Source organism: Pseudomonadales bacterium (genome assembly GCA_024234165.1).
Taxonomy (GTDB): Bacteria; Pseudomonadota; Gammaproteobacteria; order Pseudomonadales; family UBA5518; genus UBA5518.
Map to the genome: position 1 here is coordinate 674,291 of JACKOP010000002.1, position 22,843 is coordinate 697,133.

The window sequence follows — 22,843 nt, forward strand, 5'->3', positions numbered from 1 at the left end:
TATGAGCCTCAGACTACATTGATTTTTTTGTTTATAAATAGCGAAAATCCGACCAATCGCATCGATGACTTCGATAGATATGAACACTCTCGAACAGTGGCGGCTTCTCGCCGCAGTCATCGACCGGGGTGGGTTTGCACAGGCGGCCGAACACCTGTGCAAGAGCCAGTCGACCATCAGCCACGGCGTGAAGCAGTTGCAGCGCGCGCTTGGCGTACGCCTGATCGAACTGCAGGGGCGGCGCGCAGTACTGACACCAGCCGGAGAGACGCTGCTGCGGCGTGCGCGCCTGCTGCTGGCCGATGCGACTGCGCTGCAACGGCTGGCGGGCACGCTCGCGCACGGCTGGGAGGCACGCATCACGCTGGCCGTGGACGTCATGTTTCCGCAGAACGTCTTGTTCGCCGCACTCGAAGGCTTCGGCAACGAAAACCCGGAAACCCGCGTCGAACTGCAGGAAACGGTGCTCTCGGGCAGCAGCGAAGCCTTGCTGCTGCGGCGCGCGGACCTCGTGATCACACCGCAGGTTCCGCCGGGATTTCTCGGTGAAGCACTGTTGCGGCTCGATTTCATTGCCGTCGCACACCCGAGGCACCCGCTGCACGCGCTCGAAACCGCACTCACACTGCACGAGCTGCGCCAGCATCAACAGATCGTAGTGCGCGATTCCGGCATCAGCCTGCGCCAGGACGCCGGCTGGCTGGGCGCCGAACGCCGGCTCACGGTTTCACACCCGTCCACCTCGATCGGGGCGCTGTGTCGCGGTCTCGGCTTTGCGTGGCTGCCGCGGACGAGCATCGCTGCCGAACTCGCAAGCGGAACACTGAAGCCGTTGCCGCTTGCGACAGGCGCCCTGCGCCACGTCGACCTCTACCTGGTGATCGCCGAAGCGGAAGCACCCGGACCGGCGGTCATGCGCCTCACCGAGCACCTGCACCGCTCGGTCGCCTCGCTCGGCTCACTCGCGAACGGCAGTGAGACGGGCCAACCGCCGCCGGGCTGAGCACGCGTGCACTCAGGGTTCCAGCAGGGCGTGGATCACGCGCTGCATCGCACGCGCGGTTGCCGCCCGATCCAGGCCCGGGTTGCGCACCGCCCGCAGCATCAGCCCTCCGAACAATGCCCCGAGCACTTCGAGACGCCCGTCGAGGTCACTCAATTCGCCGCGACCGCTGGTCGCCGCCACCAGTGTCTCGCCGATGCGCCGCCGCACTTCCGCATCGGCCTCACGCACCTTGGCAGCAATCGACGGGTTGCGCGCCGCCTCCGCCAGGATTTCGAGAAGCAAGGGGCCATCGCCTCCATCCAGCGCCCGGTCCAGACCGCGCGGTGCATGATCGACGAGTGCACGCGCCGGGTCGGGATGGCTGCGGATGCCGGAGTCAATCGCGAGGATCTCCTGCTGGTCGCGTTCGACGATGGCGGCGATGATCGCCTCCTTGCCGCTGAAATAGTGGTAGATATGTCCGACACTCATGCCCGCCTCGCGCGAGATCCCGGCCATGCTCGCCGCGTGGAAACCGTGGCGCCTGAAGCACGCGGCAGCCGCGTCCAGCACCTGCTCGCGCCGCAGTCGCGCGCGTTCCGTGTCTCCGTCGACCATTCCCACCACTTCCTCCACGTATCCGGGCGGCATTGATACCGGTCCCGGTGATTGACCCACAGTATACGTAAAAATAGAATGAACGTTCATTCCATGTCCTCGATCGACCTGCCTGCCTGTTGCCGGAGTTAGCGATGTACCCGTCCCGCCGTCTTGTCCGCTGCTCGCTGATCGCCGCACTGGGGCTGCTCGGCGGCTGCGGCGATCCGGGACCGGCGACTCAGCCGGCCATGCCACCACTCGAGGTCGGCACGATTACCGTCTCCACACGCGAACTCACGCTGCAGGCCGAGCTGCCGGGGCGCACGATCGCCTCGCTGGTTGCCGAAGTACGACCGCAGATCAACGGCATCGTGCGCGAGCGCCTGTTCGAGGAAGGCGTTACGGTGAAAGCCGGCCAGCCGCTGTACCAGATCGATCCCGACAGCTATGAAGCGGCCGTGGCCAGCGCAGAGGCAGCGCTCATCCGCGCCGAGGCGGCTGCGACGACCGCGAAGCTGCGCGCCGAGCGCCTTGCGGCTCTCGCCGGCCGCCAGCTCGTGAGCCGTCAGGATCTCGACGACGCCGAAGCCGCACAACGCCAGAGCGGGGCGGCAGTCGCCGAGCAGCGCGCCCAGCTGCAGGGTGCGCGCATCGATCTGCGTCGCACGCGCATTGCAGCACCAATCACGGGGCGCATCGGCAGATCCGAGATGACTGCCGGTGCACTGGTCTCTGCGGGCCAGGCGCAGGCACTGGCGACGGTGCAGCAGCTCGACCCGATGTTCGTCGACATCCCGCGTTCCAGCCAGGAACTGCTGCAACTGCGCGAACAGCTCGCCAGCGGCCGCCTGCAACGCGCCACGGACGATTCTGCCCGGGTCACGCTGCTGCTCGAGGACGGCAGTCGTTACGAGTTGCCGGGGAAGCTCGCCTTCACCGATGTGACCATCGATCCCGGAACCGCGAGCGTCATGCTGCGTGCGGTGTTCCCAAACCCGGAACAACGTCTGCTGCCCGGCATGTACGTGCGTGCCGTGCTGTCCGAGGGTGAACGCCATGACGCGATCGTGCTGCCACAGTCGGTAGTCCAGCGCGACCACACCGGTGCGGCATCGGTATTCGTGGTCGGCAGCGACAGGACCGCCACGGTGCGCGCGGTCACCATCGGGCGCAGTATCGATGGCAACTGGCTGATCGAATCCGGATTGCAGCCCGGAGAGCGCGTGATTGCGGACAACCTGCAGAAGATCCGTGCCGGCTCGCGCGTGAATGCCGTCGTGCGTGCAGAAGCGTCGAGCGCAGCCACCACCGGAGCAGCGCACTGATGTCACGCTTCTTCATCGATCGCCCGATATTCGCCTGGGTCCTCGCGATCATCGTGATGCTCGCCGGAATACTGTCGATCCGCGAATTGCCCGTGATGCAGTACCCGGACATCGCACCACCGGTGATCGGCATCTACGCGAACTATCCGGGAGCGTCTGCCACGACGCTGGAAAATACCGTCACGCAGGTCATCGAACAGAACATGAAGGCGCTCGACGGGCTGCTCTACATGAGTTCGAGCAGCGATTCCGCGGGCCAGGTCGGTCTCAACATCACTTTCGAACCAGGCACCAACCCCGATATCGCCCAGGTGCAGGTACAGAACAAACTGCAACTCGCGATGCCGAAGCTGCCACAGGAAGTGCAGCAACAGGGGATACGCGTCACCAAGGCAACCTCGACGCTGCTGATGGTTGCGTCGTTCTTCTCAGCCGACGGCAGCATGAGCGAGCTCGATGTCGCCGACTACATGGCGTCGAACATCGTCGACAGCATCAGCCGCATCGACGGGGTCGGCGACACCCGCCTGCTTGGCGGCGCACAGGCGGCGATGCGCATCTGGCTCGACCCGGACAAGCTCTACAGCTTTGCACTGACGCCCGCCGACGTGCGCGCAGCGCTGCTCGCGCAGAATGCACAGATCTCGGCCGGCGAGATCGGCGGCACGCCGGCGGCAGCAGGACAATCCATTGCCGCAACGGTCAGCGCCCAGTCACGCCTGCAGACGGTAGAGCAGTTCGCGTCGATCCTGCTGCGTGTCGAGTCCGATGGCTCGACGGTGCGACTGCGCGATGTGGCGCGCGTCGAAATGGGCAGCGAGAGCTACGCGGTGCGTTCACGCTTCAACGGCAAGCCTGCGGCCGGCCTGGGGATCATGCTGCGCACCGGAGCGAACGCGCTGGAGACCGCCGAGGCCGTGCGTGCCCAGCTCGACGAGCTCAAGGCCTTCTTCCCGCCGGGACTGCAGTATGCAGTTCCGCACGACACCACACCGTTCGTGCAGAAGTCGATCGAAAGCGTGGTCACCACGCTGGCCGAGGCAATCGTGCTGGTGTTCCTCGTGATCCTGCTGTTCCTGCAGAAGCTGCGCATGACACTGATCCCGACGCTGGCGATCCCGGTCGTGCTGCTCGGAACGTTCGCCGTGCTGAATGCGTTCGGCTTCAGCATCAACACGCTGACGATGTTCGCGATGGTCCTCGCTATCGGCTTGCTGGTCGACGATGCGATCGTCGTGGTCGAGAACGTCGAGCGCGTGATGCGGGAAGAAGGACTGCCGCCACGCGAAGCGACGCGCAAGGCGATGGGGGAAATCGGCAACGCACTGATTGCGATCGCGCTGGTACTGTCGGCGGTATTCGTTCCGATGGCATTTTTCGGCGGCTCGACCGGACTGATCTACCGCCAGTTCTCGATCACGATCGTCTCTGCAATGGCGCTCTCGGTCCTGGTCGCACTGATCTTCACGCCCGCGCTGTGCGCAACCCTGCTGCGCGAACACAGCCCCGACGAGCGGGAGCCGGGATTCTTCGCTTTCTTCAATCGCGCCCTGGCCGCAGCCACCGCGCGCTACCAGGCTGCGATCAGTCACATATGGCGTCGCAGCCTGCGCTACCTGCTGATCTACGGCGCACTGCTGCTGGCATTGGCGCTGTTGTTCATCCGACTGCCCACCTCGTTCCTGCCCGAGGAAGACGGCGGTTTCATCTTCACGATCGTGCAACTCCCTCCCGGAGCAAGCCAGGAGCGGACCTTGAATACGATGGCCGAAGTGGCGCGCTATTTCCGCGAGGAGGAAGCGGGTCTGGTTACCATGGTCTTCACTGCGACCGGCTTCAGCTACGCAGGGTCGGGGCAGAACGCGGGACAGGCATTCATCGAGATGCGGCCGTGGGACGAGCGCAAGAAGCCCGGCGAGAGCGCACAGGCTCTGATCGAACGAGCCCGCAAGGCCTTCGGCGCCTTGCCCGATGCGATCGCGCTGCCGATGCTGCCGCCACCGATACGCGAACTCGGCGAAGCCACCGGTTTCGTGCTGTATCTGCAGGACCGCGTCGGGCTCGGACACGATGCGCTCATGGACGCCCGCAACCGTCTGCTCGACGCCGCAGCCCGTGATCCATTGCTGCGCGGCGTACGCCCCAACAGCCTCGAAGACACGTCGCAGTTGCAGCTCGACATCGACCAGCAGAAGGCCAGTGCCCTGGGATTGTCGATTGCGGACGTCAATGACGTGCTGTCGACGGCGTGGGGCGGGCGTTACGTCAACGACTTCATCGACCGTGGGCGCGTAAAGAAGGTCTACGTGCAGGGCGATATCGCTGCGCGCATGCAACCCGAGGATATCGGCAAGTGGCATGCACGCAACGCGCGCGGGCAGATGGTGCCGTTCAGCGCCTTCGCTTCGGCGCACTGGACGAGCGGATCGCCACGGCTGACGCGCTACAACGGCGTACCCGCGGTGGAAATCCAGGGGCAGGCGGCACCCGGAGTCAGCACCGGCCAGGCGATGGACGCAATCACAAAACTCATCGCAGAACTGCCGGAGGGAATCGGTTTCGAGTGGACCGGTGTGTCGCTGCAGCAGCAGCAGTCCGGTGCGCAGGCGCCACGACTCTACGCGCTGTCGCTGCTGGTGGTATTTCTCTGCCTGGCGGCACTCTACGAAAGCTGGTCGATTCCGGCCTCGGTCATGCTGGTGGTCCCGCTCGGCGTCGTCGGAGCACTGCTTGCCGCGACCCTGACGGGGCACGACAACGACGTCTACTTCCAGGTCGGCCTGCTGACCACGATCGGCTTGTCGGCAAAGAACGCGATCCTGATCGTGCAGTTCGCGATCGAGCGCCAGCAACAGGGTGTGGATCTGCTGACAGCCACGCTGGAGGCCTGTCGCATCCGCCTGCGCCCGATCCTGATGACCTCGCTCGCCTTCATGTTCGGCGTACTGCCGCTCGCGATCGCCACCGGTGCCGGCTCGGGGGCACAGAACGCGATCGGCACCGGAGTGATCGGCGGCATGCTGGCAGCGACGGTATTCGCGATCTTCTTCGTACCGCTGTTCTACGCGATCGTGTGCATGCGTACGCTGAAGTTCGTGCGGTAAGGAATCAGAAAAATTGCAGCGCCTTGCGACGCTCTCCTCAGCTCACGAAACGCACGCTGTCCTCGAGTGCGGCCCGCCCGAGCCGGCACTCGTTGGCCGGTGCGGCCGTGTCTTCGTAGCCGAATGAAACGCCGAACAACAGCTTCCACGAGGGATCGATTCCCGCCTCGCTGCGAACCTCGTCGCAGAGGAAACTGAGCGCCGTCTGCGGGCAACTGCCGATCCCGTGTGCCGCCAGCCCCAGCATCAGCGTCTGCGCATACATGCCGGCGTCTGCGGCCTCGCGCAGTCCTGCCCAGTCAGGGATGAACACGAATGCGACGTGCGGGGCATCGTAGAAAACGAAGTTGCGCATGAACGCAGATCCACGTGCGGCCTTGTCGCTGCGCGCAATGCCCATCGCCGTGTAGAGCCTTGCCGCGGCATCGTACTGCCGCTCCTGGTACACACCCTGGTACTGGCCGGCGTACGGAAAATCCATCGACACCTTGCCGCTGGCAAAGCCGGTCGTGAAGGCGCGGCGCAGGCGCTCGCAGGCCGCACCACTGAACACCACACTGAACCACGGCTGCGTATTGCAGTTCGACGGCGCGCGATTGGCGAGTTCGAAGATATGCGCCAGCAACGGTTGCGGCACCGGATCCGGGCGGAATCCACGTACCGAGCGTCGTGCACGCACGGCCTCGTCGAAACCCAGCGACCTTTCCACGCAGCCAGCGACTTCGATCTGTGTCATGTACCTTTGCTCCGATTTCTTCCCGATCGATCCATTTCCGTGTCTTGCGGCATCAGCGCCCCTTGAATTGCGCCGCACGCCTCTCCTTGAATGCACGCATGCCTTCACGCGCATCCTCGGTCGCGAACACCGGCCAGCCGAGCGCATCCGAACGCTGCATCGCCTCCGCTTCAGGCAGACACTCTTCGTGCTCGCGCAGCGACTGCATGACCGCCCTGACGGCAACCGGGCCGTTTGCGGCGATCTGCGCTGCGATCGCCAGCGCTTCCTCGAGCGCCTTGCCCTTGGGGGCGATGCGGTTGATCAAACCCCAGTCAAGCGCTTCGCGCGCCGTCACGTGACGACCGGTCAGCAGGATCTCGGCAGCGATGCAGTACGGAATCTGGCGTCGCAGACGTATCGTCGAGCCCGCCATCGGGTACAGGCCGCGCGCCACCTCGGTGACGCCGAATACCGCATCTTCGGCGGCCACGCGAATGTCCGTGCCCTGCAGGATTTCGGTACCACCGGCGAGCGCATAACCCTCGACCGCCAGCAGCAACGGCTTGGCAGGGCGATCGTCACGCAGCAACGCCTGCCAGTGGAGGTTCGGAATCTCCCGCATCAGTGCCTGGATCTCGGCTGCATCCTCGCCGCCTTCGGGTCCGGCCTTCAGGTCCATGCCGGCACAGAAGGTATCGCCGCGTGCCGTCAGCACTGCCGAGTGCAGCGTATCGTCGCTCGCCAGCAGCCGCCATGCGCGATACATGCCGACCAGCATCGGCGGATTGAAGGCATTCTTCGCCTCCGGACGATTCAGTGTGACGACCAGCGTGTGCGCGTCGCGCTCGACGATGCAACTGCCAGTGCTGATGCTGAGCTGTTCCATGCGGACTTCCCGTATCGGTGATCTGACGATGGCAGGATCAGGTTTCTCAGGGAGCGCGGTGCGCTCCCGCAAGCGCGATCTCACGCGCCCGTACATAGTTCGGCTTGCCGCTCGGCTGGCGCGGTATTTCGGCAATGATGTGCAGGTCGCGCGGCAACTTGTAACCGGCGATATGCACACGCGCTGCGTTCTGCAGTTCCTCCAGCGTCGGCCAGCGACCATCGCGCACCGACACCACCGCGGTGGCCTTCTGGCCCCAGCGTTCGTCCGGCGTGCCAACCACCAGCGCGTCGAACACGTCGGGATGGTTCTTCAGCGCCTGCTCGACTTCCTCGGGGAAGATCTTCTCGCCCCCGCTGTTGATGCAGTTCGACCCGCGACCGAAAACGGTGATCGAGCCGTCGGGCTCCAGGCGCGCGGCATCCCCGGTGAGCAACCAGCGTCTGCCCTCGACCTCGACAAAGGTCCTGGCGGTTTTTTCCGCGTCGTTGTAGTACCCGATCGGAATATGCCCGCTGCGCGCAAAGATTCCGGATTCTCCGGGGCGTGCGTGCCGACGCTGCTCCTCGACGATCACGTCCATGTACGGCGTGCGACTCACGTTGCCGAGCCCGTTTTCGGCATCGCTGCGCCGCTGGCCGTTGTCCATGCCCATCTGGCCACCCTCGGAAGAACCAAAGGAATTCGTGATCAGCACGTTCGGGAAATGCTCACGGAAACGCGCCTGCTTCGACTCGGAGAATACCGCGCCTCCGGAACCCACGTTGAATATGCAGCCCAGATCCCAGCGCCCGGGGTTGCGTTCGAGCGCATCGAGCAACGGGATTGCCATCGCGTCACCGACGATGGAGATCGCGTTCACGCGTTCACGTTCGACCAGGTCCCACACATCCTCGGCGATCAGCGAGTGCGCGGGGTTCAGCACTACCTTGCTGCCGGCCAGCAACTGGATGCACGCATACCACCAGCATGCACCGTGCATCAGTGGTGCGAGCGGCAGGCCGATCACGACGAAACCTTCCTGCGCACGCACCGCGATCTCTGCGGGTGCCGTGATCGGGCCAGCGGGATGGAAGTGGCCACCGCCTCCCATCGCAGCGAAGAACACGGCCTTGTGTGGCCACATCACGCCCTTCGGCATGCCGGTGGTGCCGCCGGTATAAAGCAGGAACAGATCATCATCGGAACGTTCGGCGAAGCCCCGTGTCTCGGCCCCGCTCGCAACGGCATTCTCGTAGGAGGCCGCACCGATGGAATCCGGGTCGAAACCGGTATCGTCGTCGACGCTGACAAGTACGCGCAGGCGCGGTACGGCACCACGCACCGCCGCGATATGCGGCACGAACTCGCGATGGTGGATGCAGCCGACCATGTCCGAGTTGCCGAAGACGTGTACGAGTTCTTCGTCGACGTAGCGGAAGTTCACGTTCACCGGCACGGCACAAATCTTGAAACAGGCGAGCATGCCTTCCAGGTATTCGTTGCAGTTGTGCAGGTAAAGTCCCACCTTGTCACCGGCACCGATACCCTGCGCCTCCAGATAATGCGCCAGCCGGTTCGCACGCCGGTCGAGGTCCGCGTAACTCAGGCGCGCAGCCCCACATACCAGCGCCTCGCGCCCGGGGACGGCGTCGGCGACGATCTCGAACAGGTCGGCGATGTTGAAATGCCTGGCGGGCATGGAACGACTCCGGACGGATGGCTCTGCGCCGAAGCATAAGCGACGCAGAAGAACCGTCGCAAATGACAAAGCCGTCAGAGACCGTTGTCACTCGCACCGTCGCGGCCCACAGCCAGGTTCAGCGCCGGCTCTTCCTGACGTGCTGCATGAGACGCTTGCGCTTGTATTCCTGGCGTGGCGTCAGCGTGTTGCGTCGACCGGCGAACGGATTGGTGCCGGTGACGAACTCGATTCGCAACGGTGTGCCAACCAGCGCCAGTTCGCGGCGATAGACGTTCTCGAGGTAGCGGCGATAGTGTTCCGGAACGTCTGCTGTCTGGTTGCCGTGGATCACGATCAGCGGCGGATTGCTGCCACCGGGATGCGCCATGCGCAACTTGATCCGGCGTCCGTGCACCAGCGGCGGTGCATGCGCGGCCACTGCAGACTCGAGAATCGCCGTCAGCCGGTTGGTTGGCAACTTGCGCTGTGCCGAGACCCACGCACGGTCGATCGCCGCATAGAGCTGCCCGACGTTCGAACCGTGCAGCGCCGAGATGAAATGCACTTCGGCGAAGTCTGCAAACGCAAGCCGTCGTTCGAGTTCGTTCTTCAGCGCTGCCCTGCGATCCGCCGGCAGGCCATCCCACTTGTTGCACACGATGATCAGCGCGCGGCCACTGTCGATCACGTGCCCGAGCAGGTGCACGTCCTGCTCGACCAGTCCTTCCTGCGCATCGATCAGCACCAGCACCACGTTGGCATCGGCGATCGCCTGCAGGGTCTTCACGATGGAAAACTTCTCGACCGTTTCGTGCACGCTGCGCCGGCGTCGCAACCCCGCCGTATCGATCAGGGTGTAGCGTGTATCGCCACGCTCGAAATCGATGTAGACGCTGTCGCGCGTGGTGCCCGGCTGATCAAAGACCACCACGCGCTCCTCGCCGAGGATACGATTGACCAGCGTGGACTTGCCTACATTCGGTCGTCCGACCACCGCGACGCGCACGCGTGCGCCCGCCCCCGGCTCTGCCTCTTCTCCCGGCGCCTCGGTCGGTGGAATGGCCGCGAGCAATGCCCGCTCGAGCCGACCCATGTTGCGTCCGTGGGCTGCGCTGACGGCGATCAGCTCCGGCGCGCCAAGCTCGTGGAATTCGGCACTCGCGAGCAGCTCGTCGGTGCCGTCGATCTTGTTCACCACCAACAGGAACGGCTTGCCGCTCGCTCGCAGCAACGCGAGGATCCGCTGGTCTGCCGGGGTCACGCCGGCGCGTGCGTCGACCAGCACCAGCGCAAGATCGCATTCCGCGATCGCCGCCAGCGACTGGCGTGCCATTTCGCTGTCGATCCCCTCTTCCTGTCCACTCAAGCCACCGGTGTCGACGACGATGAAACGCCGTCCGTCGACGTGGAACTCACCGTACTGGCGATCGCGCGTGAGTCCGGGAATGTCGGCGACCAGTGCATCGCGACTGCGCGTGAGACGATTGAACAGCGTCGATTTGCCGACGTTCGGCCGCCCGACCAGCGCAATCACCGGAACCATGTGCGGGTGGACTCAGCGCGAACCGACGCGAAACGCCGTCAGGTCGCCGCTGTTGCCGTAGACATACAGCATGTCGCCAGCGGCCACCATATCGGCACGCACGCCGGCGGAGTCGGCGCGCACGCGTCCCGCGACATGCCCGTCGACCTGCGACAGCAGGTGCACGTAGCCGTCGAAATCGGCCACGGCCACGTAGCTGCCAACCGCCACCGGGGTACCCGGCAAGCGGCGCGCAAACTGGTCGTTCTGCCAGCGCAGTGCACCACCACCCACTTCGTAGGCACTCACGGTGCCGCTGGTTTCCGATACGTAGATGTTGCCGAAACCAGCACCCACGCCGCTGAAGCTGGAGGCGTCGCGAGCCCACAACGGGCGTCCGTTTGCAGTATCGAGTCCACCCACCTTTCCCTGGTAGGTCACGGCGTAGATCCCCTTCCCGACCAGCGCCAGCCGTCCATCGATGTCGATCGCACGCTCGATTTCGGACTGTCCCTGCGGCGTCGCGACACGCGCCTCCCACAACACTGTTCCGACATCGGCCTTGATGGCGATGATGCGCCCGCTCGCGAGTCCCACGTAGGCCACGCCGTCATCGAGCACGGGTGCCGAGGTGCCGCGCAATGTCAGCAACGGCATGCTGGTATCGTGCGTCCAGCGCCGCGCCCCGGTGCGCGCGTCGAATCCGTTTATGTTGCCGTCGAGCGTATGCACCACGACCACGTCCCAGTCCGCTGCCGGTGCTGCCAGCACTTCGCTGCTGACACGCGTGCGCCACAACTCGTGCCCGCTCGCGCTTTCGAGCGCGATCACGTTGCCTGCGGTATCGCCTGCGAGCACCAGATCACCACCCACGCCGACACCACCGGACAGACCGGCATCGACGTCGATCTTCCAGCGCCGCTTGCCGGTCGCGGCATCGAATGCGGCAACGGTACCATCGGCGGACGCGGCAAAGATCGTCGTGCCGTCCAGCGCCACCTGCAGACGGTTGTACTCCTTGCCCTGACCGTCGCCGACACCGGCACTCCATACCTTGTCCAGCTCGGTTTCAGCCGAGAAATCCGCCAAAGGCGCCGGCTTCAGTGCTTCCTTTTCTTCCTCGCTGCTGCCGCTGCCCATGCCCTTCACCCAGTCGACGACCGAACACGCTTGCAACAACCCGCCAAGCATGAACAACAGCGCGGTGCGCGCGACTATGCTGCCGGAGCCGGCCGCGATACGGGTCATCATGGGTGCGCTCCCTTGTCTTCAGGTGCCGTCTCGGTGGTGATGGCCGCTTCCGTCGTCACGGGCGCTGCAGTCTGTACTGCCTCACCGGGTGCGGGTTCGGGTTCGAGTTCGAGTTCGCGCAGCTTCATTTGCAACAGTGGCGGCACACGCACATCCGCTGCTGCCGATGCTGCCTGGTACGCCTGCAGCGCAGCCGCACGATCACCGCGCTGGCGCAGGATGTCGCCGCGCAATTCGTGTCGCTGCCAGAGGAAATCGTCGGTGCCGGCCGCCTCGAGCGTGGCGAGCGCCTTGTCCGCACTGCCGGCAGCGAACTGCACGCGAGCCAGCCGCACCCGTGCCAGTGCGCCGAGTTCCGGATCGGGTGCGCGCCCGAACAATCCGTAGATGCGTGTGGCGAGTGCCCCACGTACGACATCGGGGTTACGATCGAGCACCGCTTCCAGGTGTTGTGCAGCCTCCGCGAGATCGTCCTTTTCCACCGCGATGCGCGCCAGCATCAGTTGTGTCTGGTCGCCAAGACGCGAAGCCGCCGCGATCTTCAGCAACTCACCGCCCAGATGGCGGGCATTCGCACGCTGTACCTCGTCCTCGGCCGAGTTCTCCACTGCCTGCAGCAACTGCTGGTACAGCATCGCGGCCTGTTCCCCTCCGGACTGATGACGCTGCTGCCACCACTGCCAGCCAAACACGATCACCAGCGCAAGGCCGATACCGGCCAGGGTCGACGTGCCGTTATGCTCCCACCACTGCTTCAGCGCCCTGATCTGGTCTTCTTCGGTTCTGTAAGGATCCACACACTCTCCCCGTCGCGTTCAATGCGCTGCGTCCACCCCGGACGCGTTCAACTGTGCTGCCAGAAATGTCGCCAGGTGCCCGACCTCGACCCCCGTCTGCGGCACTCCACCCTCGCGCAGTGCACGCACGCTGACCTGCGCTGCGGTCAGTTCGTCACCACCGACGATCAATGCCAACTCCGCACCACTGCGGTCCGCCTTCTTCATCTGGCTGCGCAGGCTGCCTTCACCGCACGGCATCTGCATGCGCAGCCATGGCAGCCGATCGCGCAGACCCTCGGCGACCACGAACGCAAAGCGTCGGGCCGCATCGTCTGCAACCACCCAGCACACGTGTGGCCTGGCACGGTCCTGTACCGTCACGCCGGCCGCAGCAAGCAGCAATACCAGACGTTCGACGCCCATCGCAAAGCCGACCCCGGGCGTTGCCGAACCGCCGAGTTGAGCAACCAGTGCGTCGTAGCGACCACCGGCGCACACCGTGCCCTGTGCACCCAGGCTGTCGGTGACCCACTCGTAGACGGTCTTGCCGTAGTAATCGAGCCCACGCACCAGTGCCGGATTGACCCGGTACGCCACGCCCGCAGCGTCGAGCAGTTCGCACAGCCCCTCCATGTGCGCACGCGACTCCTCGTCGAGGTACGTGGCCAGGGACGGTGCCCCCGCCAGCACCGCACGCGTACCCACATCCTTGCTGTCGAGGATACGCAGCGGATTCGTTCCCAGGCGACGGCGGCTGTCTTCGTCGAGCGCATCGACGTGCATACCGAGATACGCGACCAGCGCCTCACGGTAGGCGGCACGCGCCAGCGCGCTGCCAAGCGAATTGATCTCGAGCCGGACCAGGTGTGCCACGCCGAGGCGTTGCCACAACCGGCTCAGCAGCAGCAGATGTTCGGCTTCTATGTCCGACCCGGACAGCCCGAAGGTCTCGACACCGATCTGGTGAAACTGGCGCTGGCGCCCCATTTGCGGGCGCTCGTGACGGAACATCGGACCCGTGTACCACAGGCGCAGCGGCAAGGTCTGCAGCAGCCCGTTCTGCAGCACCGCACGCACACAGCCGGCCGTGCCCTCTGGACGCAACGTGAGGCTGTCGCCGTTGCGATCGGCGAACGTGTACATTTCTTTTTCGACGATGTCGGTGACCTCGCCGATCGAGCGGCCGAACAGTTCGGTCGGCTCGAGCAGCGGCAGGCGGATCTCGTGGTAGGCAAACGCATGCAGCAGCGCGGCAACTTCACGCTCGATGTGCTGCCACAGCGCACTCTGTGCGGGCAGGATGTCGGGCATGCCGCGGACGGCCCTCAACTGCTGCAATGCTCTGGTCTCCGAATCTGACGGACAAACCGCCACCACGGGCGGGACGCCGGACAAAAAAACATGCGCACGGTATAGCCTGCATCAACCTTTGGCAATCAACGCATCGTCGCCGGCGTCCGGTGCCGCAGCCTTGTCCGCGAGTGCCGCGCGGATCGTCCGCTCGATGTCATCGACCAGCGATGTCGAATCGGTCTTGTGGTGCGGCTCGCCACCGACGAACACCAGGCTGTGCGGTGCGCTTCCCGTGACGCCGACGTCCGCTGCACGCGACTCGCCGGGACCGTTCACGTAACAGCCGATGATCGCCACGTCGAGCGGCTCGCGTACATCCTCGAGACGCCGCTCGAGTTCGTTCACGGTCGCGATCACGTCGAAGTTCTGCCGCGAACAGCTCGGACAGGCGACGAAGTTGATGCCTTTCGCGCGCAGACGCAGGCTCTTCAGCACGTCCCAGCCGACCCGGATCTCCTCGACCGGGTCAGCCGCCAGCGAGATGCGGATCGTGTCCCCGATGCCGTCCATCAGCAGCATCCCGAGACCGATCGCCGACTTGACCGTGCCGCTGCGCAGGCCGCCGGCTTCGGTGATCCCGAGGTGCAGCGGCTGCTCGATCTGACCGGCGATCTTGCGATACGCCTCGACGGTCATGAACACGTCAGAGGCCTTCAGGCTCACCTTGAAGTCCTGGAAGTCGTGGCGATCGAGGATATCGATGTGCCGCAGCGCCGACTCGACCATCGCATCAGCGCACGGTTCCCGGTACTTGCGCTGCAGCTCCTTTTCCAGCGAACCGGCATTGACGCCGATGCGGATCGGAATGCCGTGATCGCGTGCGGCATCGATCACTGCGCGCACGCGATCCTCGCGGCCGATATTGCCCGGATTGATGCGCAGGCAATCGACCCCGTTCTTCGCCACCGCGAGTGCGATCCGGTAATCGAAATGAATATCCGCGACCAGCGGCACGGCGACCTGGCTGCGGATCGCCGCGAAGGCTGCTGCCGCCTCCATGCTCGGCACCGATACACGCACGATATCGGCTCCCGCCGCCACCAGCGTCCCGATCTGCGCCACCGTCGCCGCGACATCGCAGGTTTCGGTATTCGTCATGCTCTGCACCGAAATCGGCGCATCGCCGCCAACCGGCACCGAGCCGACCATGATGCGACGCGAACGCCGCCGGACGATCGGGGAGGCATGCAACATCTCAGCGGGTATCCGTTGGCGGCTCGTGCTCCGGCACCGTCAGCGGCACGACCTGCGCACCGGCACCGGTTTCGACCGTGACCACGGCATCGACCACGGCATGGCTTGCCGCGGACGGAGCACGATTGTGAAAAAGGTAGAGTGCACTCGCTGCGAGCAGCGCCACCACCACGCCGATACGCCCCGCACCCGAGGTAGCGCGCGCTCGCTGCCGCTTCGCGGCACCGGGGCGTGCAGCCGAACCGGCGTGCGCACGCGCCTGCAGGTAGTCATCGACGATCTCCTGCGGATCGAGTCCGAGCAGCCGCGCGTAGTTGCGCAGGTAGCCGCGCACAAAGGTATCGCCACGGATGCGTTCATGGCTGTTCTGCTCGAGCGCGCGCACGAAGGACTGCAGCAGCTGCAGCTCCTCGGCAACCTCGCTGACACTCAGGCCTGCAGCCTCGCGCGCGGCCCGCAGTCGCTCGCCCGGCCCGCCTTCCGTGCTGGAATCACTCACGCGTGTCATGACAAATCAGTTTCCGGAAAGCGTGCTGGTGTATTCACGGTATTCCGCCGACCCGGGATACATGTTGCGCAACTGCAGCGCGTAGCTCGCCTCGGCATCACGATCGCCCGTCGAGCGTGCAAGGCGGATGCCGAGCAGCAGACTGCGTGGCGACTGGCGTGGTGCCGCAGCACGGAACTGGTCGTAGTAACGCATCGCCGTGGCAGCGTTGCCGCGATCGTGCTCGATGAGCGCCAGCTCCAGCATTGCCGGCCACTGGCGAGCGTCCATCCGGAGTGCGCGCTGCAACATTTCCTCCGCGCGTGCCGTTTCGCCGACCTTGTTGTAGGCCCGGCCGAGGTTCGCGAACGCGGTCGCACGCGATTCGTAGAGCGTATCGGCCACTACGTGCTCGAGTTCGCGGATCGCACCGCGCGTGTCGCCTCGCTCGTAGAGAAATGCCGCGTAATTGTTGCGCGCGCGCGAGAACTTCGGGTCGGCCGCGATCGCGCGCCGGAAATGCTCGGTAGCCAGTTCGTATTCACCGGTGCGCCAGAACACCTGTGCCAGCGTGTCATGCACCGGCGCCGAGTGCGGGTCGAGTTCGAGCGCACGCCGCAGGTGCACTATCGCCTGTTCCGTATTGCCCTTCTCGAGATACGCCGTCGCGGCTTCGACACGACGCTGGATCTCCGCCTCCTTGTCGGCCTTGAACGTGGAGCCGGTGATCGTGGTCGTCGCGCACCCACAGAGCAGCACGAGCCCTGCAAGCAGCATCGAGATACCCGAGCGTCGCCATACGGCAGCAATCATGCGTGAACCTCGTACGAACTCGCTGGCACCGTGGCGCGGTGGCGTGCCGAGCGCTTTGTGCGGTCACGCACACGTCCGACCAACTGGCCACAGGCAGCGTCGATGTCGTCACCGCGCGTGGTACGCACGGTCACGCGGTGACCGGCATCGTTCAGCACGTTCCAGAAGCGGCTGACCGCGTTGCGGCTCGGCCTTTCATAGGCCGACTGCGGGAACGGATTGAACGGAATCAGATTGATCTTGCACGGAAAGTCGTGCAGCAACTCGGCCAGCTCCCGAGCCAGCTCGACACTGTCGTTGACGCCCTTGATCAGGGTGTACTCGACGGTCACGACGCGCTTTGCATCGGGTTGTGCATCCATGTAGCGGCGTGCCGAATCGAGCAACATGCGGATCGGATAGCGGCGATTCACCGGCACCAGGCGGTCGCGCAACGCATCGTTCGGTGCGTGCAGCGAAATTGCCAGCGACGCTTCACTGAGCGACGCCAGCCGATCCAGCGCAGGGACCACGCCGGCGGTACTCAGGGTCACCCGCCGCTTGGATATCCCGTACGCGAAGTCATCCATCATCAGATCCATCGCCGCGACGACGTTGTCGAAGTTCAGCAGGGGCTCGCCCATGCCCATCAGGACCACGTTGGTGATGCAGCGCTGCCCGCCACGCTTCGGCAGACCGAATGTCCTGGCCGCGATCCACACCTGGCCGATGATCTCCGCCGCACTGAGGTCGCGCTGGAACCCCTGCTTGCCGGTGGAGCAGAAACTGCAGTCCAGCGCACAACCCACCTGCGAGGATACGCACAGAGTGCCACGCCCCTGCTCGGGGATGAACACCGTCTCGACGGAACCGCCGCCATCGACGCGGATAAGCCACTTGCGTGTGCCGTCCGCCGAAACATGCTCCTCGGCCACCTGTGGTGCCCGCACCTCGGCGCAGGCAGCGAGCCGTTCGCGCAATGCACGGCTGATATCGGTCATGTGCGTGAAATCATCGACGCCCTGGTGGTAGATCCACTTGAACAACTGTTGCGCGCGCCACGGCTTCTCGCCGAGCGAGACCATGAACTCCTCCATCCGCGCGCGTGGCAGTCCCAGCAGGTTGACCCGTGCCGGTGCAGCGTCGCTGGCGATCAGGGCGGCGTTTTCCATCATGCGTGCGGATCGATCCTCAGGAACGCTCGCAGAGCTCGGTGGCCGCGAAGAAATACGCGATCTCGCGGGCTGCCGAAGCCGGCGAGTCGGAACCGTGCACCGCGTTGGCGTCGATCGTGGAGGCGAAATCGGCACGAATCGTTCCGGCTGCCGCTTCCTTCGGATTGGTCGCACCCATCAGTTCCCGGTTGCGCGCAATCGCATTCTCGCCCTCCAGCACCTGCACCAGTACCGGACCCGAGGTCATGAACCCGATCAGTGCCGGATAGAACGGCCGCCCCTTGTGCTCGGCGTAGAAACCACCCGCACCGGCCTCGCTGAGGCGCAGCATCTTCGCCGCGACGATACGCAGTCCGCTGCGTTCGAAACGCGACAGGATCTCGCCGATGGCGTTCTTCGCCACTGCGTCTGGCTTGATGATGGAAAGGGTACGCTCGATGCTCATTCGGGTGCTCCATGGAACCGGGAACGCCCGGTGCGAACCGCCGGACGTCGGGAAAGGGACCGGGATTATACGCAGCAGGTCGACCGGCGGTAAGGTGACAAACGGCGGAAATCGAGCCGTTCAGGCCAGGCGTCCCGATTCGGGAAAGGCACTGCCCTGCAGACGCGTGCAGGCTCGCCGCACGCTTTCGGCGACCACGGCGATGTCGTCCACGCTCGTGAAGCGACCCATGCTGAAGCGCAGCGACGACAACGCAAGCTCATTGCCCAACCCGATCGCCCGCAGCACCCGCGAGGGCTCCACGTTCGCCGACGCACAGGCCGAACCGGACGACACCGCGACGTCCTTCATCGCGCTCATCATCGACTCACCCTCGATCCCGGCGAAATGCAGGTTCAGCACCCCGGGCAGGCGCCGCCGCACATCGCCGTTCTGCCCTATGCCATCGAGATCGGCAAGTGCGCTCCACAGGGCGTCGCGCAGACCGGCAATGCGCGCCGCATCCTCGCCCATCTCGGCGCGCGCTATGCGCGCCGCCTCGCCCATTCCGACCAGCTGGTGCGTCGCCAGCGTGCCGGAGCGCATGCCGCGTTCCTGCCCGCCACCGTGCGTCTGTGCTTCGAGGCGCAGGCTCGGCAACCGCCGTACATACAGCGCACCAGCACCCTTGGGACCGTACATCTTGTGTGCCGACAGCGACATCAGATCGACCGGAAGCTTACCGAGATCGATCGGCAGCTTGCCCACCGACTGCGCGGCATCCACATGGAACACGATGCCGCGCGACCGGCACAACGCGCCCAGTGCGGCAATGTCGTTGATGGTTCCCAGCTCGTTGTTTACATGCATCACACTGACCAGGAACGTGTCCTCGCGCAGCAACGACGCCAGTGCCTCGGGGTGCACGATGCCGCCACGATCCGGTTGCACCAGGCTCAATGCGAAGCCGCGCGACTCCAGGTGACGACAGACATCCAGCACCGCGCCGTGCTCGATCGCCGAGGTGACGATATGGCCTGCCTTGCGCCCACCATGGCACGCCAGCCCCTTCAGTGCGAGGTTATTGGCCTCGGTCGCCCCCGACGTCCAGACGATCTCGCGCGAATCGGCCCCGACCAGCTCCGCAACCTCGCAGCGGGCCTGTTCGATCGCCTGTTCGGCACGCCAACCGTAAACATGGGTACGCGATGCTGCGTTGCCGAAGATACCGTCGATGGTCAGGCATTGCGCCATGCGTTCGGCAACACGCGGGTCCACCGGCGTGGTCGCGAGGTAATCGAGGTAGACGGGTGCTCGCATGCGCAGGTTCCGGTTCAGGACAACGCCGCGACCGGAATGTCCCCGATCGCATGGCTGCCGGGCGGCCCAAGCTCGCGCTGGTCCTGGCGCTGCGATACGCGCTGCACATCGGCCCGTGACACCAGATCCGTCAGCGTGATTGCGCTCAGGAACGAATGGATGCGCCCGCTCAGGTCGTACCAGAGTGTCTGCGTCAGGCACATCCGGCCGCGATCGCAGCTCTCGATACCCTGGCAGCCCACCGCATCGTAGGCTTCGTTGACCGCGTCGATGATCTGCGCCACGTCGATTTCCGAATGCAGCCGGCCAAGCCGATAGCCCCCACCGGGGCCACGCACGCTGCTCACCAGGCCGGCGCGGCGCAACCGGGCAAACAGTTGCTCGAGATATGAAAGCGAGATTTCCTGACGCCTGGCGATGTCTGCCAGACTCACCGGCCCCGTACCCTCGTGCAGCGCCAGGTCGAGCATCGCCGTCACCGCATAACGTCCCTTGGTCGTCAAGCGCATGGCCGTCTCCTCCCACGATACTGAGCCGTCGAGTATTCTTATTCCTACTTCAACAGTCAACTAATGAGGCGATCCAGCCCGTCGTGCCGCACCACTCAGCTTGCCGATTTCGGTAAGCATGCCACGCAGGATATTCAGCTCCATCTGGTCGAGTTGCACCCGGTTGAACAACCGCCGCAGGCGTACCATCAACTGCCGCGGCGCAGCCGGATCCAGGAATCCGATATCGGTCAGCGTGCGCTCGAGGTGCTCGTAGAAGCGTTCCATTCCTTCCACCGTGGCCAACGGTTCGTCCCACGCGGGAGGAGCCGGCACGCCGTTCGTCTCGAGCGCGCACATGCGCAGTTCGTAGCACAGCAACTGTACCGCAGCGGCCAGGTTGAGCGAGCTGTAACTGGCGCTGGTCGGCACGTGCACGTGCCAATGGCACAGCCGCAGCTCCTCGTTGCTCAGCCCGGAGTCCTCGCGTCCGAACACGAGCGCCACCTCCTCACCGCCGTGCTCCAGCAGGCAGAGCGGGCCGAGTTCCCGTGGTCCCAACTGCGGCAACTGGATGCGCCGCTCACGCGCGCTGGTACCGATCACCAGACTGCAATCGGCCACCGCTTCGGCAAGCGTGGTGGTGACCACCGCCGACTCCAGCACATCGGTGGCCTGCACTGCCCGGTAAGTCGCTTCGCGATGCGGAAACTCGGCCGGTGCCACGAGGTACAGCCGTGACAGCCCCATGTTCTTCATCGCCCGCGCGGCAGAGCCGATGTTGCCCGAATGCAGCGTCCCCACCAGCACCACGCGCAGTGACGCGAAACGTCGTTCGAGCACCTGCTCGTCCACCTCGACCATCATGATCAGTGCACTTCCCTGGCAAAGCGTGCATTTTGCGCGGCGGCATCACCGCTGCAAAGCACCTCGCACACCCGCTGTGTATACTGGCGCGCCTTTCGTGCGGCGCCCGCAGCAGGAGATTCCCGTCGATGCATCCCATGGTCAACATCGCCCTCGCAGCGGCACGCAAGGCCGGTGAGATCATCGCGCGCGCTGCAGACCGCATCGACCTGATCGAGGTGAGCCGCAAGGCGAGCAACGATTTCGTGACCGAAATCGACCGCGCTGCCGAGCGCGAAATCATCTTCCAGTTGCGCAAGGCCTACCCGGATCACCAGATCCTCGCGGAAGAAAGCGGACCTTCGGGCGATGACACGCGCTCCGGCGGCTTTCGCTGGATCATCGATCCGCTCGACGGCACGACCAACTTCGTGCGGGGCATCCCGCACTTCGCGGTGTCGATCGCGTGCGCGCGCGACGGCCGTCTCGAACACGCCGTGATCGTCGACCCGATCCGCCGCGAGGAATTCACCGCCACGCGCGGCGCAGGCGCCCAACTGAACGGTCGGCGCATGCGTGTCAGCACCCGCGCGGGGCTGAAGGAAGCCGTACTCGGCACCGGAATCCCGTTCCGCGAGCCTGCAATCGAATATCTCCCGGCCTACCTGCGCACGCTGGAGCAGTTCACCACGCGCAGCGCCGGGATCCGCCGTGCCGGTGCTGCCACGCTCGACCTCGCCTACGTTGCGGCGGGACGTCTCGACGGTTTCTGGGAAATCGGATTGCAGCCCTGGGACATCGCTGCCGGCGCCCTGCTGGTGCAGGAAGCCGGCGGCCTGGTCAGTGACTTCGACGGTGGCAACGACTGGATGGACAGCGGGCGCATCGTTGCGGCGAACCCGAAGTGCCTGAAAGCGATGCTGCAGGTGATCCGGCCTGCGCTCGGCAGCGAGGCCCGCGCTGCGGCTACCGCTGCCGACGGCTGAACTCCAGCACGCTCACGGCGTTTCCTGCGCTTCGCCCTGCTCGGACGATTGCGGCAACAGATCCGCCCGCCCGACGCCCAGGGTGAGAGCGAGGCTGGTCGCGATGAAAATCGACGAATAGGTCCCGATCACGATACCGATCGTGAGCGCCGCTGCGAAACCGCGCAGCGTCTCGCCACCGAAGAACAGCAGTGCGAGTACCGACAGCAAGGTGACGCCGGACGTCATCAGGGTACGATCGAGCGTCTGGTTCAGCGAGGTATTGGCCAGCGTGTACATGTCCGCACGGCGCATCTTGCGCACGTTCTCGCGAATGCGGTCGTACACCACGATGGTGTCGTTGATCGAATAACCGATCAGCGCGAGCACGGCCGCCAGCACCGTGAGATCGACCTCCCAGCCAAACACCGCAAACGCACCCATGGTGATCACGACGTCGTGCACCAGCGCCGCCACCGCACCCACCGACAGCTTCCACTGGAAGCGTGTCGAGACGTAGACCATTATCATCAGGAACGAGGCCATCACGGCCAGCAGGGCCTGGCCAGCCATCTCGTCGCCCATCTGCGGCCCGGCCAGCTCGGTTCGCCGCAGCGTCACGCCGCCATGCTCGTGCGCCGAGAGCGCCGCGACGATACGCTGCACGGTGGCGGGAGTTTCCGCACTCGACAGACGGATCAACACTTCGTGTTCCGATCCGTAGTGAACCACCGAGGCACGCGAAAATCCGGTTTCGGCAAGCGTGCTGCGCACCTCATCGAGCGCCACCGGGCCCGGGAAGCTCACCTCCAGCAAAGTGCCGCCGGTGAAATCGAGCCCGAGGTTCAGGCCGCGCACGCCAAACCCGACCAGCGAGATCAGGATCAGCAACCCGGACAGCACGAATGCCCCCGGACGCAGGCGTATGAAATCTATCGCGAACTGATGCACTTTCATCGATCGCTC

21 protein-coding genes are annotated in these 22,843 nt (G+C 65.0%); 4 read left to right on the plus strand and 17 right to left on the minus strand.

Going from position 1 to position 22,843, the window contains the following annotated elements; translation table 11 throughout:
- Window positions 1–64: 64 nt before the first annotated feature.
- On the plus strand, window positions 65–1,003 hold the full coding sequence (locus tag H7A12_08735) for a LysR family transcriptional regulator (protein ID MCP5320892.1): 939 nt from the start codon (window positions 65–67) through the stop codon (window positions 1,001–1,003).
- 12 nt (window positions 1,004–1,015) lie between these two features.
- Here the strand turns inward: H7A12_08735 and H7A12_08740 are convergent, their stop codons facing one another.
- Window positions 1,016–1,603: a TetR/AcrR family transcriptional regulator gene (locus H7A12_08740; GenBank protein ID MCP5320893.1), complete on the minus strand. Its 588-nt coding sequence runs from the start codon at window positions 1,601–1,603 to the stop codon at window positions 1,016–1,018.
- A 134-nt stretch (window positions 1,604–1,737) separates the two neighbouring features.
- Here H7A12_08740 and H7A12_08745 point away from each other — a divergent pair, with 134 nt between their 5' ends.
- Window positions 1,738–2,910: an efflux RND transporter periplasmic adaptor subunit gene (locus tag H7A12_08745; GenBank protein ID MCP5320894.1), complete on the plus strand. Its 1,173-nt coding sequence runs from the start codon at window positions 1,738–1,740 to the stop codon at window positions 2,908–2,910.
- Window positions 2,910–6,014 (plus strand): efflux RND transporter permease subunit, encoded by a 3,105-nt coding sequence (locus H7A12_08750; protein MCP5320895.1) that lies wholly within the window; start codon window positions 2,910–2,912, stop codon window positions 6,012–6,014. Before H7A12_08745 ends, H7A12_08750 begins: the two co-directional genes overlap by 1 nt.
- Window positions 6,015–6,051: 37 nt before the next feature.
- Here the strand turns inward: H7A12_08750 and H7A12_08755 are convergent, their stop codons facing one another.
- The 15 genes from H7A12_08755 to H7A12_08825 form a co-directional block, all read right to left on the minus strand.
- Window positions 6,052–6,750, minus strand: coding sequence for a nitroreductase (locus H7A12_08755; protein ID MCP5320896.1), 699 nt, complete (start codon window positions 6,748–6,750; stop codon window positions 6,052–6,054).
- Between the two features lie 52 nt (window positions 6,751–6,802).
- Window positions 6,803–7,618: a crotonase/enoyl-CoA hydratase family protein gene (locus H7A12_08760; GenBank protein ID MCP5320897.1), complete on the minus strand. Its 816-nt coding sequence runs from the start codon at window positions 7,616–7,618 to the stop codon at window positions 6,803–6,805.
- A 46-nt stretch (window positions 7,619–7,664) separates the two neighbouring features.
- Window positions 7,665–9,299 (minus strand): acyl-CoA synthetase, encoded by a 1,635-nt coding sequence (locus H7A12_08765; GenBank protein MCP5320898.1) that lies wholly within the window; start codon window positions 9,297–9,299, stop codon window positions 7,665–7,667.
- 118 nt (window positions 9,300–9,417) lie between these two features.
- Window positions 9,418–10,824, minus strand: coding sequence for a ribosome biogenesis GTPase Der (gene der / locus H7A12_08770; GenBank protein ID MCP5320899.1), 1,407 nt, complete (start codon window positions 10,822–10,824; stop codon window positions 9,418–9,420).
- A gap of 12 nt (window positions 10,825–10,836) precedes the next feature.
- Complete coding sequence (bamB, locus tag H7A12_08775; GenBank protein ID MCP5320900.1) at window positions 10,837–12,054, minus strand: outer membrane protein assembly factor BamB; 1,218 nt, start codon at window positions 12,052–12,054, stop codon at window positions 10,837–10,839.
- The gene (locus H7A12_08780) at window positions 12,051–12,851 is read right to left on the minus strand and encodes a tetratricopeptide repeat protein (protein MCP5320901.1); all 801 of its coding nucleotides are present in this window, start codon (window positions 12,849–12,851) and stop codon (window positions 12,051–12,053) included. Before H7A12_08780 ends, bamB begins: the two co-directional genes overlap by 4 nt.
- Before the next feature lie 18 nt (window positions 12,852–12,869).
- Entirely contained in the window at window positions 12,870–14,171 is a 1,302-nt protein-coding gene (hisS, locus tag H7A12_08785; protein MCP5320902.1) for a histidine--tRNA ligase, read from the minus strand.
- An 84-nt stretch (window positions 14,172–14,255) separates the two neighbouring features.
- On the minus strand, window positions 14,256–15,380 hold the full coding sequence (gene ispG, locus H7A12_08790; GenBank protein MCP5320903.1) for a flavodoxin-dependent (E)-4-hydroxy-3-methylbut-2-enyl-diphosphate synthase: 1,125 nt from the start codon (window positions 15,378–15,380) through the stop codon (window positions 14,256–14,258).
- Window position 15,381: 1 nt separating this feature from the next.
- The gene (locus H7A12_08795) at window positions 15,382–15,888 is read right to left on the minus strand and encodes a helix-turn-helix domain-containing protein (GenBank protein ID MCP5320904.1); all 507 of its coding nucleotides are present in this window, start codon (window positions 15,886–15,888) and stop codon (window positions 15,382–15,384) included.
- 6 nt (window positions 15,889–15,894) lie between these two features.
- Entirely contained in the window at window positions 15,895–16,680 is a 786-nt protein-coding gene (gene pilW / locus H7A12_08800) for a type IV pilus biogenesis/stability protein PilW (GenBank protein MCP5320905.1), read from the minus strand.
- Window positions 16,677–17,834 carry a 23S rRNA (adenine(2503)-C(2))-methyltransferase RlmN gene (gene rlmN, locus H7A12_08805; GenBank protein ID MCP5320906.1) on the minus strand — a complete coding sequence of 386 codons (1,158 nt, stop codon included), beginning with the start codon at window positions 17,832–17,834 and terminating at the stop codon, window positions 16,677–16,679. The genes pilW and rlmN overlap by 4 nt, the downstream gene beginning before the upstream one ends.
- A gap of 16 nt (window positions 17,835–17,850) precedes the next feature.
- Window positions 17,851–18,279 (minus strand): nucleoside-diphosphate kinase, encoded by a 429-nt coding sequence (gene ndk, locus H7A12_08810; protein ID MCP5320907.1) that lies wholly within the window; start codon window positions 18,277–18,279, stop codon window positions 17,851–17,853.
- Window positions 18,280–18,399: 120 nt separating this feature from the next.
- Window positions 18,400–19,578, minus strand: a complete 1,179-nt coding sequence (locus H7A12_08815; protein MCP5320908.1) for an IscS subfamily cysteine desulfurase — start codon at window positions 19,576–19,578, stop codon at window positions 18,400–18,402.
- A 14-nt stretch (window positions 19,579–19,592) separates the two neighbouring features.
- Complete coding sequence (locus H7A12_08820; GenBank protein MCP5320909.1) at window positions 19,593–20,087, minus strand: Rrf2 family transcriptional regulator; 495 nt, start codon at window positions 20,085–20,087, stop codon at window positions 19,593–19,595.
- Window positions 20,088–20,147: 60 nt separating this feature from the next.
- Complete coding sequence (locus H7A12_08825) at window positions 20,148–20,930, minus strand: RNA methyltransferase (protein ID MCP5320910.1); 783 nt, start codon at window positions 20,928–20,930, stop codon at window positions 20,148–20,150.
- A 131-nt stretch (window positions 20,931–21,061) separates the two neighbouring features.
- Between H7A12_08825 and H7A12_08830 the strand changes: the two genes are divergently transcribed.
- Window positions 21,062–21,898, plus strand: coding sequence for an inositol monophosphatase (locus H7A12_08830; GenBank protein ID MCP5320911.1), 837 nt, complete (start codon window positions 21,062–21,064; stop codon window positions 21,896–21,898).
- A 12-nt stretch (window positions 21,899–21,910) separates the two neighbouring features.
- Here H7A12_08830 and secF read toward each other — a convergent pair whose 3' ends face one another.
- The gene (gene secF, locus H7A12_08835) at window positions 21,911–22,834 is read right to left on the minus strand and encodes a protein translocase subunit SecF (protein MCP5320912.1); all 924 of its coding nucleotides are present in this window, start codon (window positions 22,832–22,834) and stop codon (window positions 21,911–21,913) included.
- Between the last annotated feature and the right edge of the window lie 9 nt (window positions 22,835–22,843).

Bases quoted from the DNA above. Each gene is read 5' to 3' on its own strand.
- der (MCP5320899.1), bottom strand. From the start codon at position 10,824: ATGGTTCCGGTGATTGCGCTGGTCGGGCGGCCGAACGTCGGCAAATCG.
- H7A12_08795 (MCP5320904.1), bottom strand. From the start codon at position 15,888: ATGACACGCGTGAGTGATTCCAGCACGGAAGGCGGGCCGGGCGAGCGA.
- H7A12_08755 (MCP5320896.1), bottom strand. From the start codon at position 6,750: ATGACACAGATCGAAGTCGCTGGCTGCGTGGAAAGGTCGCTGGGTTTC.
- H7A12_08765 (MCP5320898.1), bottom strand. From the start codon at position 9,299: ATGCCCGCCAGGCATTTCAACATCGCCGACCTGTTCGAGATCGTCGCC.
- H7A12_08820 (MCP5320909.1), bottom strand. From the start codon at position 20,087: ATGCGCTTGACGACCAAGGGACGTTATGCGGTGACGGCGATGCTCGAC.
- H7A12_08740 (MCP5320893.1), bottom strand. From the start codon at position 1,603: ATGGTCGACGGAGACACGGAACGCGCGCGACTGCGGCGCGAGCAGGTG.
- H7A12_08750 (MCP5320895.1), top strand. From the start codon at position 2,910: ATGTCACGCTTCTTCATCGATCGCCCGATATTCGCCTGGGTCCTCGCG.
- bamB (MCP5320900.1), bottom strand. From the start codon at position 12,054: ATGATGACCCGTATCGCGGCCGGCTCCGGCAGCATAGTCGCGCGCACC.
- ispG (MCP5320903.1), bottom strand. From the start codon at position 15,380: ATGTTGCATGCCTCCCCGATCGTCCGGCGGCGTTCGCGTCGCATCATG.
- pilW (MCP5320905.1), bottom strand. From the start codon at position 16,680: ATGATTGCTGCCGTATGGCGACGCTCGGGTATCTCGATGCTGCTTGCA.
- H7A12_08830 (MCP5320911.1), top strand. From the start codon at position 21,062: ATGCATCCCATGGTCAACATCGCCCTCGCAGCGGCACGCAAGGCCGGT.
- H7A12_08745 (MCP5320894.1), top strand. From the start codon at position 1,738: ATGTACCCGTCCCGCCGTCTTGTCCGCTGCTCGCTGATCGCCGCACTG.
- H7A12_08760 (MCP5320897.1), bottom strand. From the start codon at position 7,618: ATGGAACAGCTCAGCATCAGCACTGGCAGTTGCATCGTCGAGCGCGAC.
- rlmN (MCP5320906.1), bottom strand. From the start codon at position 17,834: ATGATGGAAAACGCCGCCCTGATCGCCAGCGACGCTGCACCGGCACGG.
- ndk (MCP5320907.1), bottom strand. From the start codon at position 18,279: ATGAGCATCGAGCGTACCCTTTCCATCATCAAGCCAGACGCAGTGGCG.
- H7A12_08735 (MCP5320892.1), top strand. From the start codon at position 65: ATGACTTCGATAGATATGAACACTCTCGAACAGTGGCGGCTTCTCGCC.
- secF (MCP5320912.1), bottom strand. From the start codon at position 22,834: ATGAAAGTGCATCAGTTCGCGATAGATTTCATACGCCTGCGTCCGGGG.
- H7A12_08825 (MCP5320910.1), bottom strand. From the start codon at position 20,930: ATGGTCGAGGTGGACGAGCAGGTGCTCGAACGACGTTTCGCGTCACTG.
- H7A12_08815 (MCP5320908.1), bottom strand. From the start codon at position 19,578: ATGCGAGCACCCGTCTACCTCGATTACCTCGCGACCACGCCGGTGGAC.